Genomic DNA, 13,366 nt, shown 5'->3' with positions numbered 1-13,366 from the left:
TTCAGTTCTGTTCGTTACTTGGTACCGACAGCGAACATCATATACAAGCCCAGGCCCACAGCGATCATCGGGATGGCGTCAACCAGACCCATAACGATAAAGAACTGAGTACGCAGCAGAGGGATCAGATCAGGCTGACGAGCTGCACCTTCCAAGAATTTGCCCCCAAGGATGCCGATACCGATCGCAGCACCGATAGCAGCCAAACCCATCAGAATAGCGGCAGCTATGTACAGCAGATCCATGTTTATATCCATGACAGTCTCCAGTTTGTTTCAGTTAAAACACTATTAATGATTGATAAAATTAATGCTCTTCAGATGCCATCGACAGATAAACAATCGTCAGAACCATGAAAATAAAGGCTTGTAACGTAATAATCAGTATGTGGAAAATCGCCCATGGTAAGCTGAGCATCCACTGTGACCAAAACGGTAAGAGAGCCGCAATAAGAATAAAGATCAGTTCGCCGGCATACATATTACCAAACAGTCGCAGACCGAGTGATATAGGTTTAGACAGCAAGCTAACCCCTTCCAAAATTAAGTTAATAGGAATAAACAGAGGATGATTGAAAGGCTGTAACCCCAGCTCCTTCGCAAAACCGCCGATTCCTTTCATCTTAATGCTATAGAATAGAATGAGGACAAAGACGCCAAGCGCCATCGACATAGTGACACTAACATCTGCTGTTGGAACAATACGCAGAGCAGGCAGGCCGAAGACATATTCACCGATTAAAGGAATGAGATCGATTGGCAGCAAATCCAATGCGTTCATCAAAAACACCCAGACGAACACAGTCAAAGCCAGAGGGGCAATTACTTTGCTCTTTCCGTGATACATATCACGTACAGTGTTATCAACGAAACCGATAATCATTTCTACTGCAGTCTGGAATTTACCCGGCACACCAGCAGTGGCATTAACCGCGACCTTCCTGAACACAAACAGAAACAACATCCCTAATACAACGGAGAAAAAAAGCGAGTCAATGTTCAACGTCCAGAACGTCGCTTCATAGCCATTAGCTTGGGGATTGACCAACTCAAAGGTACGCAAGTCTAACTGAAGGTGTCTCAGGTGATGACTTATATACTCTGAAGTTGAAACTTCTCCTGATGCAGACATGATGCTTTTTACCCTTTTATTGTTAAAAACACTAACCGTTCATTACGGCAGGTGCGATGATCTGCACAATCAGCACCGCTAAATAGGCCACACCAAGTGGTGCAAATGCCGCCTTGAACACCCCTAAGGCAACTATCAGCATGGCTATTGAGGTGATAACTTTAACCCCTTCACCAATCGCGAAGAACCATGCAATGCGTACAGGTACACCCTCTTCTTTTACCTTTTGAAAGTGAGTGAGCAGCATAAAAATGACATTTGGCAGCCAAAATGCTAACCCACCGGCAAAAGCAGAAACGCCCCACTCGGTACTTCTGGTATAAAAAGCCGCACTGAGAATAACAAAAGTCATTAACTGCAAAAGTAACAGTTTCAGTGCAATTTTACCGCTATAAAGGGATACAGACATGACTTTTGTTTTCTCCCTGAAGTACACCATTACATATCAGGCTTTGCTGAATGTTGTATAAAACTGTCTTTGCTTAAGAGTGTCAAGTGACAAAAACGTGCAAATTATACGGGCAGACGAAATGAATTCAATCCATAAGTAGCGAAAAAGTGAATAATAATTTAAATTTCTAACTTTGATGGTAGATTGCTCACAAATACCATTTAGTATTTTGTAACGTTTAATCTATCGAGCCCGAAAACAAACGTGATACATATCACACTCAATCAAAACATTAATACTGTTTATCATTAAATTTGTGATGATTATCTTTTATTTTTTCTATATAAAATCAATTAATTAATATTATAGCCATAAAGTTTTATTCAATATATCCCCAAAAAATCTTAAAGATTTATTTTGAACACTTTCTCTAAAATTTATTTATAAAGAAAATGGATGTCTCTTCTTAGAAAGAACAATTTGCTCAATATAAAATGAAAGTTATTTTTCTGTGATCTACCGGTAAATAAATATGAAAAGACGGGGAAGATAATTAGTAACGTCCGTAACAATATAACTGTGGCCGACGTCACTAATTATTTAAACTTTTATTGATAAACAACAAAATCTGTTTTACTTAAGTACCACTAAATGGCGCTGCCCTTCTTGCTCAGGAACCTGAAGCGGAATGACTGCATCAAGACTGATCCCCGCAGGTAACTGAGCCAGCTCCTCTTCCGGTACTATGCCCTTCAGCGCATAAAAACGCCCATCAATGGCTTTAGGGAGATGATGGCACCATGACAGCATATCCTGCAAAGATGCAAAAGCCCTGCTGATCACGCCGTCAAAAAGTACCTCAGGCGTAAACGCTTCAACCCTGCTCTGTACTGGCTCAACGTTAGTAAGCCCTAACTCATGTTGAACCTGGCGTAGAAAACGGACGCGTTTCCCTAAACTATCCAGTAAGGTGAAATGAGAATCAGGCCGTACAATTGCCAGTGGAATGCCCGGTAAGCCGGGCCCTGTTCCAACATCAATAAAACGAGTTCCCTGAAGGAAGGGATTAACGACAATGCTATCCATAACATGGCGAACCAGCATTTGTTCTGGATCACGAACAGATGTTAGATTGTAAGCTTTGTTCCATTTGTTGAGCATATCAACGTAGGCAACAAGTTGCTGTTTTTGCTCCGACGATAAAATAATGTCAGTCTTCGCTAACAGCGATTCCAATTTGTTAAACAAAACCTTGTCCTCTTAGGCACTACGACGCAATAAACCCTGTTTTTTCAACCATACCAGCAAGATGGAGATAGCTGCCGGTGTAATGCCAGAAATACGTGAAGCCTGACCAATAGTACTTGGTTTATGGTCATTCAGTTTTGCAACAACTTCATTCGAAAGTCCGTTGACTTGTTTGTAATCAAGATCAACAGGCAATACCGTGTTTTCGTTACGCAGCTGTTTTTCGATCTCTTCCAGCTGACGGGCAATATAACCTTCGTATTTAACCTGGATCTCAACCTGATCTGCTGCCTGAGGTTCAGTCAGCCCCGGTGCAAAACGTGGCATTGATGTCAGCAATTCGTAGTTCATTTCCGGGCGACGAAGTAAATCTTCACCATTGGCTTCTTTTGACAATGGGGTTTTCAGCACTTGATTGATCTCATCCAGACTTTCAGAGTGTGGATGAACCCAGATATTACTCAGGCGTTGACGCTCTTGCTCAATCATTTCAACTTTACGGGAATAATGTTCCCAACGCAGATCGTCAACTAATCCTAGTTCACGACCTTGTTCTGTCAAACGTAGATCAGCATTGTCTTCACGTAACATCAAACGATATTCTGCACGTGATGTGAACATCCGGTAAGGTTCTTTTGTTCCCAGAGTGCATAGATCATCAACCAATACACCGATATAAGCCTGATCACGGCGAGGGAACCAACCTTCTTCGTCAGTAGCATAACGGGCAGCGTTCAGGCCTGCTAATAATCCTTGAGCCGCAGCTTCTTCGTAACCGGTCGTGCCATTGATCTGACCCGCAAAGAACAAACCATTAATAAATTTGCTTTCGAGCGTCTGTTTCAAATCGCGTGGATCGAAGAAGTCATATTCGATCGCGTAACCCGGGCGGATAATCCGCGCATTTTCCATGCCTTTCATGGAGTGGACTATCTGCATTTGTACGTCAAATGGCAGGCTGGTTGAAATCCCATTAGGATAAATTTCGTTGCTGGTAAGCCCTTCTGGTTCAAGGAAGATCTGGTGTGCATTACGATCGGCGAAGCGCATCACTTTATCTTCGATAGAAGGGCAATAGCGTGGCCCGATCCCTTCGATGATCCCCGCGTACATTGGACTGCGATCCAAATTATTACGGATCACTTCATGGGTTTTTTCATTGGTATGAGTGATGTAACACGGGATCTGTTGTGGATGTTGATCCCTGTTTCCCATGAAAGAAAATACAGGTGTTGGGTTATCACCAAATTGTTGTTCAAGTTGGCTGAAATCAATGGTTCTTGCATCGATACGAGGTGGTGTACCCGTTTTCAGTCGGGAAACACGCAAAGGGAGTTCGCGTAAACGATGTGACAAAGCGATCGCCGGAGGATCACCAGCACGTCCACCACTGTAATTTTCCAGACCGATGTGAATTTTTCCATCAAGGAAAGTACCAACCGTCAGGACAACAGATTTTGCCCTGAATTTCAGTCCCATACGAGTAACAACACCGATAACTGTGTCATTTTCAACGATTAGATCTTCGACTGATTGTTGGAAGATCATTAAGTTAGGCTGATTTTCCAGTGCAGTTCTTACAGCCTGTCGATACAGTACACGATCAGCCTGTGCTCGTGTTGCACGAACCGCAGGGCCTTTGCTGGCATTAAGTGTTCTGAACTGAATACCAGCCAGATCCGTTGCTTTTGCCATCAGACCGCCAAGTGCATCGATCTCTTTTACCAGATGCCCTTTACCGATCCCACCAATGGCTGGATTACATGACATCTGGCCCAAAGTATCAATATTGTGAGTCAGTAATAAGGTTTGACGCCCCATACGTGCGGCTGCCATTGCTGCTTCAGTACCTGCGTGACCACCGCCGATAATGATGACGTCAAAATGTTCTGGATAAAACATGTGCGAACCTTCAATTGTAAGAATGCTAGTTTGCATTGGGGAGAGAATTCTACTCAAGTTTGGTCATTAGACCAAGTAGGAGTGATCGTCATTATTTAAAATAAGATCTTTTTATTTAAAGATCTCTTTATTAGATCTTTTATTAGGATCGCGATCATCTGTGGATAAGTGGATTTTCCATAGAAAGATCATGATGCTGAAAAGGATCATTTGCTGTGAATGATCCGTGATCCAACTCAGTATAAGCTGGGATCTAAATAGCTAGTTATGCACAACCGTTAGATCGGGATAGGGTTATTAAATGGATAACTACGGGTTAACCCCTGCTTTTTAGCTAAGTTATCCACAGTTGATCGCTAAAATTTTAATCTGATCAGAGTAACTTTGCCCATTCTTTGACCCATTCTTCGGCTGGATCTTCTGGAATTTCGTGTTGCAAGATGTCTATTTCCAGTCGATCGCCGATCCTTTTTGCCTGCCGATCTTCTAATAATTGTTCCAATGATCTTATTGCACCACAAAATGTGTCATATTCAGAACTGCCAATCCCAACAGCACCAAATGTTACAAGACTCAGATCAGGTTTCTGTTGTGCGATCTCATCCGCGAGAGGTTGAAGATTTTCAGGTAAATCTCCTGCTCCATGTGTTGATGTGACGACAATCCACAGCCCATTCAGAGGCAAATCACCTAATGAAGGGCCATGTAATATCTCTGTTGAAAAACCAAGATTATCCAAGATCTCTGCCATATGCTCAGCAACATACTCAGCGCTGCCCATTGTGCTACCGCTGATTAAGGTTATCGTGCTCATCATGATCCTTGCTAAATTTGAAGAGCAACTATTGTACGTTGTGAGTCTGCCGGGATCTACCTGTGGATAATATGGTTATAGGTTTTTCAGGATCAGGGTTTTATCGTCCTCATGATCGGGTTTTGCAGCGAGATCAGTGTTTCCGTTGACTGTATTTCATCAATGGTTTGGATCTTGTTAATAAGCACATCTTGAAGAGATTCGATAGACCGGCACATGACTTTGATAAAAATACTGTAATGCCCTGTTGTGTAATAAACTTCAACGACTTCATCCAACATGTCGAGCTTTTGTAATGCTGCCGGATAGTCTTTCGCGCTTTTCAGGATGATGCCAATAAAGCAGCATACGTCAAACCCGAGTTGTTTAGCACTGATATCAACCCGAGTGCCGGAAATAATTCCCGCCTGCTTCATTTTTTCTACGCGAACATGGATCGTACCCGGGCTGACGGCGAATTTCTTGGCTAATTCAGCATAGGGGGTACGTGCGTTATCCATTAAAGCATGAAGTATGTCTCGGTCTAAATTATCGATCTGATAAATTTCTGCCATTTTCAATCCCTATTTTTAAATGATATTCATTTTTATAGTGTAAAAATTATCGTTTATCTGCACTGGTGTATATTTTTATTATCAGATATTGAATTTATACTCTGTTTTGTTGCTTAATATATATCAACAGGACACAGGGTCACTAAAAAATTTAGAGAGCAGCATCATGAAAACATCCTTTATTGAAAAACAGCAGCAGATTAGTTTTGTGAAATCTTACTTTTCACGTCTGCTAGAGAAGCAACTTGGTTTAATCGAAGTACAGGGACCAATTCTGAGCCGTCTTGGTGATGGTACTCAGGATAACCTGTCTGGCCACGAAAAAGCGGTACAGGTTAAGGTTAAGACACTACCTGATGCAACGTTTGAAGTGGTTCATTCTCTGGCTAAATGGAAACGTAAAACATTAGGTCGCTTTGGTTTTCAGGCAGAACAAGGATTGTATACGCATATGAAGGCTCTGCGTCCTGATGAGGATCGCCTGACTCCTATCCATTCGGTCTTTGTTGATCAGTGGGATTGGGAAAAAGTAGTGGGTGAAGGTTGCCGTTCACTCGACTATTTAAAACAGACAGTGGGTAAAATCTACGAAGCGATAAAAGAAACACAACAAGCAGTCAGTAAGGAATTTGGTCTGGCACCGTTCCTGCCAGATCAAATTCACTTCATGCACAGTGAAGAGCTTCTGAAACGCTACCCTGATCTGGATGCCAAAGGTCGTGAACGTGCGGCTGCAAAAGAATTTGGTGCTGTTTTCCTGATGGGAATCGGCGGTAAGCTGTCTGATGGTCAGGCACATGATGTTCGTGCACCGGACTATGACGATTGGACAACACCAAACAGCGATGGTTTCCTTGGCCTGAACGGTGACATTATCGTTTGGAACCCTGTTTTGCAGGATGCTTTTGAAATTTCTTCAATGGGGATCCGTGTTGATGCGGAAGCGCTGGAGCGTCAGCTTGCGTTGTCCGGTGATGAAGAGCGTTTACAGTACGACTGGCACCAGTCTCTTCTGAAAGGTGAGATGCCACAATCTATCGGTGGTGGTATTGGTCAGTCCCGTTTAGTGATGTTGTTGCTGCAAATGTCACACATTGGTCAGGTTCAGTGTGGTGTTTGGTCACCAGAAATAATTGAATCTGTTGAAGGTGTCCTGTAAGTCTGTTTTTTGAAAGAATTAAGTTTTCAGTGCTGCCACTTTCGCAGTAAACGGCTTGTAATCCCGGTATCAAAACGCCAGATATAATCGAATATTCGCATGATACCGGGCTTCCCGTAATTGGACAGGGAGACCGCATGGAAGCGGTGTTGTTGGTGCTGTTGCAGATTTTGTACCTGATGGATTAGATCACCCGGTAAACGCTGGGCAATGAAATCTGAAATGACAACAGCGTCAGCATCTTTCCAGATGTATTTTTCCATTTTTCCTATTGCTGTTTTCAGGCAGAAGGCCAGATCCGTTCCTCCCTTGAATGTTTGTCCCAGAAAATTCACCGCCTGAGTTAATCCATTCTGCGATGTTAAGTCATAATGAACGATATCTGTGGAAAATAGCATGATATGACACTGGCGGTTATCAGCCAGTGCGATACGCATCAAAGCCAGGCAAAATGCTTTGGCACAGCGCTCATTGAAGCCTCCCATCGAACCGGAAGTATCCACACAGACAATAAATGGCCCTCTGGGTTGCCTTTCGTCATGATGATGAATAGCCGGTTTTAAAACAGTTTTTGTCTGCCAGTTATTTCCCTGCAAGCGATAGGTCAGTAGTTTTCTTTCTACTAGTCGACGATAAAACTCATACTCCAACTCTTCAACCTCTAGCATGGCCAACTCTGTAGGCAAAACTCTCAGAATGTCATCACTTTGTTGAAGCCCGCTGACTTGCTCTGGCACGGTATCGGGAATACATTCAGTTTGGGTAAATGGTTCCAGAGCTGTGCTGTCTTTAGGTAATGATTTAGCGGTTTGACTACGGCCCAATAGTTGAGCTAACTGCTCAAGTTCAGGTTGTTGTCTGAGGAATTCAGCATATTGATTTAGTAGCGATATGTTATGTTCTGACAGTTGAAACTGACCCTTGCTCATATCCCATAGGCACCCGGCTGATTGATCATTTTCATTGAAGATAGGCGCAAGATGACTTGCTACTAGTAATCTTTTCTGGATCTCTGTCAGAAACAGATCCTTTTCTTGTTCCAATAATGTCTTATGAATTGTCATCGTTTGATGGAGCAGACACTCGCGCCAGCGTTGAATAAACAATACATGCCCAGCTTTACTCCCCTGAAATGATCGCTGATATAATTTGTTGGCATCATTAGCAAAAGGGGATTGAATTTGCTTTAGCTTTTCAACAAGGTGAGGTAATTTCTGATAAAACTCAGCAGATTCCATTATTGTTATTTGTTGATATAAATGAAATTCCTCAGCCAAAGGTAAAGGAATAAGGGTTTCCTCTATCCTTTGCTGCAATGTTTTTCGCCAGTCTGGAATTTCTTTCAGCAATGCTTGTTTTATTCCGGGAAAATTTTTAAAGAAGATGATCAATTGAGGTGTGTTTAAGAATGTTAAGATAATTTCCTCGATCAAATTACTTTCATTTATGGCGAGTAGAAGATCGAGCGAAGTCAGAGTTAGCATGTCATCACCCCATTTTTGATCTTAATTTCTGAAGCTCTTCGGTTAATTGGGAAAAACTTTGCTCAATATCAGCCAGCCAATGTGGCTCGATAAATAAGCAGGGCTGATGCTGGCTAAACAATTGGTGCTGGTGCTGGATTTCATCGTCAATAGACAAGAGTTTTTCCTTCCATTGTGCCTGTTCTTTTTTCAGGATTACCTGCTTTTGTTCAGATAGACATAACACAGCACGATTTCGGCTGATATCCAGCATTTCAATTTGATTTTTTTTGTTAATTTCAAAAGGAATTTTTTGTGGAAAACCAATTCCATTTAACCGGACAGATAAAGTGCCACCGTTCTTTTTAAGGGATTTTTCCAGATGACATTTCTCTACTTCGATAAAATTAACAGCAAGATCATGTAAATTTAGTGAAGATGACAGAAATAGTGTCAGCTTCTCACCATTGATGTTTTCAGGAAGCAAATAGTGAGTACGGCGACCAAAAACTGATACTTTAGTGGATAGTTGTAAAGGTGGATGGGGATTTTTATCTTGTCTGGCTTTCATCCACTGTTGGTATAGCACTTCCATTTTGTGGGTTAAAGAGCGTTGTTGATAAGCCTGTTCTGTCAGTAAATTATGCAGAAGTTGAGGGATAAGTTTTAAAGCATTTAAGTCGTGCCACAGACAATCTTTTAGTAGAACGAGATCCAGGGGAGATATAGCGTTTCTTCCACTGAAAAAAGCACTGACCTGTAATAAACGAATAGATTTTTTCCATCGACGATCTGAGGTATGAGGAGTATTTTCTATAGTATTAATTTGCTGACGCAGTTGATAGATCAACTCAAAAATAGGGATCGGAAGGGATATGTGGCTGACTTTATCCTGCCATTGATCAAGCTCTTCATTGGTAATTTGAAAGTGGTCGGGTACAGGGTTGGTATTTTCATTGCTGTGATCTGTGAGTAAAGCATGAAAACTTTTCTTTTCCTGAATATTATCCAACCAAAGTCGGATCAGAATGCGATCATAAAGTGCTTCCAGGCCATTATTGGCATCAGGGAGTTCATTGGAAGCGGTGATCAATAACCTCATTGGTAACAGTTCTTCCTGATTGCCATTTCTGAATTTTTTTTCATTTATAGCTGTCAGTAGCGTATTCAAAATAGCAGGGCCTGCTTTCCAGATTTCATCTAAAAAAACAATTTCTGCCTCAGGTAAATAACCTGCAGTAAGACGCTGATAACGCCCTTCATCTTTTAACGCCTGAATAGAGAGAGGACCGAAAATCTCTTCCGGGGTGGAAAAGCGTGTCATCAGGTATTCAAAATGACGGGCATTCTGAAAAGAAAATTTTATCCGACGAGCGATCAGGCTTTTTGCTATACCCGGAGGTCCGAGAAGGAAAACACTTTCTCCACATAAAGCAGCCAGCAGACAAAGCCTGATGGCCTGCCGTCTTTCATACAGCCCACTTTCCAGATACTGACTTAGCCGGGATATCTTCTCAACCAATTGCATATCATGAACACCATAACTCAAATAGTAACTGTCATTTATTTATAGGTAAAAAACTATCTATGCAAAGGTTTTGATGAATATTTGTTGAATTTTTGTTGCATTGCCAATTTCTGGTTCTGCCTATGGAATTAATTTAGCATTAACTTCGTGGGATATCTGAACCAGTACTTGTAATAGATGTAGATGTTTATCGAGTACAAAAAACTGATATCACGATTACAGTTACACAGAGGTGTATTACCAAAAATCATTATCACTGTACGATTGTTAGTTTTGATAGCTGAATGGTCAGCGGATAGGAGTAAATATAATGAGTAAGGCAAAACTGGTAGTGATGGGAAGTATTAACGTCGATCATATATTGAATCTTAAATCGTTTCCTCAGGCAGGGGAAACGGTGCAGGGGCAGCAATATCAGGTAGCATTCGGCGGAAAAGGCGCAAATCAGGCAGTTGCTGCTGGTCGCTGTGGTGCTGATATTACATTTATTGCTTGTGTTGGTCAGGATGATGTTGGTCAACGTATTCGTCAGCAATTAATAGAAGACAATATCAATACTTCTGCCATTGAAGTGATTGAAGGTGAAACAACAGGAGTCGCCCTGATTTTTGTTAATCAACAGGGAGAAAATGTGATTGGTATTAATTCAGGCGCAAATGGCGCATTGACACCTAGATATCTCCGCTACCATGAACAAGTTATTAGGGAGGCAGATGCGTTACTGCTACAGCTGGAAACGCCATTGGATACTGTGCTGTTGGCTGCAGAGATAGCGAAAAAACATCATACCAAAGTGATCCTTAATCCTGCTCCAGCCCAAAAAATCTCAGATCAGCTACTTTCTCTGGTAGATATTATTACTCCTAATGAAACAGAAGTAGAATATCTCACTGGTATTGCCGTAACAGATGATTCAGGAGCAGAAAAAGCGGCTCATGTTCTGCATAACAAAGGAATAGACACAGTTATCATTACACTAGGGAGTCGTGGAGTATGGCTCAGCGAACAAGGCAAACAAGGTAAAGTAATTTCTGGGTTCCAGGTAAAGGCCATCGATACGATTGCGGCAGGAGATACATTTAATGGCGCTTTGGTTACGGGATTATTAGAAGGAAAAGAAATTTTATCGGCAATTCGTTTTGCCCATGCAGCGGCCGCGATAGCAGTGACTCGTCGTGGTGCACAGCCTTCCATTCCTTGGCGAAATGAAGTTGATGAGTTTTTGTCTGAGCAAGGTTAACCGGAATAATCATCAAAGGACGTTGCCCGCTTTGCGGGCGTAACATCATTTTTTAGGTCGCTTTTTCTTAACCAAGTTGATGCCATCCTTTTTCTTTAAGAGCAGAAAGATAAAGGCAGAAACCAGTGTAATGACACCTATCGTAAGAAAGGTATAGTGAAAGTTATCTATCGTAGAACCATAATTTTCTGCTTCATAAAACCGCAGGATAGCCGCACTGACGGTAACTCCTAAACTAATAGATAATTGTTGGGCCACAGCCAGCAGGCTATTCCCAGCACTTGCATTATTATCGTTGAGATCACCAAGAGTAATTGTGTTCATCGCTGTAAATTGAGTAGACATAACCATTCCCAATATAAATAGAGGGATAATCAAAAATGCGAGTGACAGTTCTGGGGATTGAAGCGAAAACTGGGCAATCATAAGACCGATAATGACTGTGATCCAAAGAAGGGTATTTCTATATCCGAATAGGGACAGTATCCGAGTGACAAAAGATTTAGCTAGAATAGCGCCAATGGCGTTCGGAGCCATCATAATACCTGCAATGATAGCAGAGTAACCAAAACCTACCTGTAGCATCAGCGGAATAAGAAAAGAAAGTGATCCTGTGCTTAAACGGGTCGCGATATTACTGCCGATACCAACGGAGAATGTTCTGGTTTCAAATAAATTGAGACTAATAAGTGGATTGGGATGTCTTTTGGCATAAAAGCAATACCCGAATAGCATCATGATACCGGAGACGAATACTACAGCTGGAACATAGTTTGATAACGAGCTATTACCAAATAAATCCAGACTGACTGAAATCATCACCAAGCCTGAACTGAACATCAAGAACCCTGCAAAATCAAAAGGACTTTTTGGCATAGTAAAGTTGGGCATATGTTTTCTGGCGTAGATAATACCGAGTAAGCCAATGGGGATATTGATAATGAATATCCAGTGCCATGTAGCATAAGTCACTAATACCCCACCAAGCAGTGGCCCTAAAATAGGGCCTAGTAATCCGGGCATCGTGACAAAATTCAGCACAGATAATAGTTCACTGCGCGGATAAGCCCGTAATAAAGCCAAACGAGCAACCGGCATCATCATTGCACCACCAATCCCCTGCACAACGCGTGAAATGACTAAAAAAGAAAGTGAACTGGATAATGCACAGGCAAGAGAGCCTAAAGAAAATAAGGACACGGCATAAATGAAAACCCGCCGGGTACCAAACCTATCTGCTAACCAACCACTGACTGGAATCAACATTGCTACAGTTAAGGTGTAACTGACAATCGCTGGCTGCATTGCTAATGGAGAATGGTTTAGGCTTTTTGCAATTGCCGGAAGTGCGGTATTCAGGATTGTTGCATCCAGAGATTGCATAAAAAAAGCCATGGCTGCAATCCAAGGCAATCCGGACATGCTGCGCGCAGATTTGACCATTAGATGTCCTGTGATGTTGTCATGATGATTATTTGGTAACTAAGTATCATTTTAATGCATAAAAATATACCCAGCAGATTTCTTGTTTCGCCGCATGAATTTTAAAACTGCTGTAGATATCATCAATAATTGAATTGAAAGTGAGCATTATTGCTGGTTTTGTTGAAAAAAGAAACGAACGGAAAAAAATGCAAAAAAACTATTGTCAGGGCCGAAAAACTCCCTATAATGCGCCACCACTGACCGACGCTGAGCTGCACACAGCCGCCGAGGCCAGCGGAACGAAAGCGAAAATAAACGCTTGACTCCGGAGGCGAAAAGCGTAAGATACGCAGCCTCGCAACACGGAAGACACTTCCGGTTGCACCGCTCTTTAACAACTTAATCAGACAATCTGTGTGGGCACTCGCAAGACACTATCGACATGCCGAAAGGCAAAAAAAGATTAAAGTCTTGAAGAGTGACTGAACAGTTAATTCATTACGAACTAACA

13 protein-coding genes are annotated in these 13,366 nt (G+C 41.9%); 3 read left to right on the top strand and 10 right to left on the bottom strand.

Annotated elements, in window-relative coordinates; translation table 11 throughout:
• Nucleotides 1-14: 14 nt before the first annotated feature.
• The 7 genes from atpE to asnC form a co-directional block, all read right to left on the bottom strand.
• On the bottom strand, nt 15-257 hold the full coding sequence (atpE, locus tag AAC855_RS09045; RefSeq protein ID WP_038266976.1) for a F0F1 ATP synthase subunit C: 243 nt from the start codon (nt 255-257) through the stop codon (nt 15-17).
• A gap of 49 nt (nt 258-306) precedes the next feature.
• A complete protein-coding gene (atpB, locus tag AAC855_RS09040) occupies nt 307-1,131 on the bottom strand; it encodes a F0F1 ATP synthase subunit A (RefSeq protein ID WP_340609252.1) in 825 nt (274 codons plus the stop codon).
• Between the two features lie 31 nt (nt 1,132-1,162).
• A complete protein-coding gene (atpI, locus tag AAC855_RS09035; protein ID WP_340609251.1) occupies nt 1,163-1,540 on the bottom strand; it encodes a F0F1 ATP synthase subunit I in 378 nt (125 codons plus the stop codon).
• Between the two features lie 615 nt (nt 1,541-2,155).
• Nucleotides 2,156-2,770, bottom strand: coding sequence for a 16S rRNA (guanine(527)-N(7))-methyltransferase RsmG (gene rsmG, locus AAC855_RS09030; RefSeq protein WP_340609250.1), 615 nt, complete (start codon nt 2,768-2,770; stop codon nt 2,156-2,158).
• 12 nt (nt 2,771-2,782) lie between these two features.
• Nucleotides 2,783-4,672: a tRNA uridine-5-carboxymethylaminomethyl(34) synthesis enzyme MnmG gene (mnmG, locus tag AAC855_RS09025; RefSeq protein WP_340609249.1), complete on the bottom strand. Its 1,890-nt coding sequence runs from the start codon at nt 4,670-4,672 to the stop codon at nt 2,783-2,785.
• Nucleotides 4,673-5,045: 373 nt separating this feature from the next.
• Nucleotides 5,046-5,486, bottom strand: coding sequence for an FMN-binding protein MioC (gene mioC / locus AAC855_RS09020; RefSeq protein WP_340609392.1), 441 nt, complete (start codon nt 5,484-5,486; stop codon nt 5,046-5,048).
• Nucleotides 5,487-5,578: 92 nt separating this feature from the next.
• The gene (gene asnC, locus AAC855_RS09015; protein WP_099110088.1) at nt 5,579-6,040 is read right to left on the bottom strand and encodes a transcriptional regulator AsnC; all 462 of its coding nucleotides are present in this window, start codon (nt 6,038-6,040) and stop codon (nt 5,579-5,581) included.
• A 166-nt stretch (nt 6,041-6,206) separates the two neighbouring features.
• On the opposite strand from asnC, the gene asnA reads away from it, so the two are divergent.
• On the top strand, nt 6,207-7,199 hold the full coding sequence (gene asnA / locus AAC855_RS09010) for an aspartate--ammonia ligase (protein WP_340609248.1): 993 nt from the start codon (nt 6,207-6,209) through the stop codon (nt 7,197-7,199).
• Nucleotides 7,200-7,225: 26 nt separating this feature from the next.
• Here the strand turns inward: asnA and viaA are convergent, their stop codons facing one another.
• A complete protein-coding gene (gene viaA / locus AAC855_RS09005) occupies nt 7,226-8,683 on the bottom strand; it encodes an ATPase RavA stimulator ViaA (RefSeq protein WP_340609247.1) in 1,458 nt (485 codons plus the stop codon).
• 4 nt (nt 8,684-8,687) lie between these two features.
• Nucleotides 8,688-10,190 (bottom strand): ATPase RavA, encoded by a 1,503-nt coding sequence (gene ravA, locus AAC855_RS09000; RefSeq protein ID WP_340609246.1) that lies wholly within the window; start codon nt 10,188-10,190, stop codon nt 8,688-8,690.
• Nucleotides 10,191-10,500: 310 nt separating this feature from the next.
• Between ravA and rbsK the strand changes: the two genes are divergently transcribed.
• On the top strand, nt 10,501-11,430 hold the full coding sequence (gene rbsK, locus AAC855_RS08995) for a ribokinase (protein WP_340609245.1): 930 nt from the start codon (nt 10,501-10,503) through the stop codon (nt 11,428-11,430).
• A gap of 45 nt (nt 11,431-11,475) precedes the next feature.
• Here rbsK and mdtD read toward each other — a convergent pair whose 3' ends face one another.
• Nucleotides 11,476-12,873, bottom strand: a complete 1,398-nt coding sequence (gene mdtD / locus AAC855_RS08990) for a multidrug transporter subunit MdtD (RefSeq protein WP_340609244.1) — start codon at nt 12,871-12,873, stop codon at nt 11,476-11,478.
• 140 nt (nt 12,874-13,013) lie between these two features.
• On the opposite strand from mdtD, the gene AAC855_RS08985 reads away from it, so the two are divergent.
• Nucleotides 13,014-13,178, top strand: a complete 165-nt coding sequence (locus tag AAC855_RS08985; RefSeq protein WP_340609243.1) for a hypothetical protein — start codon at nt 13,014-13,016, stop codon at nt 13,176-13,178.
• Nucleotides 13,179-13,366: the final 188 nt, after the last annotated feature.

This window comes from Xenorhabdus bharatensis, assembly GCF_037996705.1.
Taxonomy (GTDB): Bacteria; Pseudomonadota; Gammaproteobacteria; order Enterobacterales; family Enterobacteriaceae; genus Xenorhabdus; species Xenorhabdus bharatensis.
This window is presented reverse-complemented; position numbering and strand designations above follow the sequence as displayed.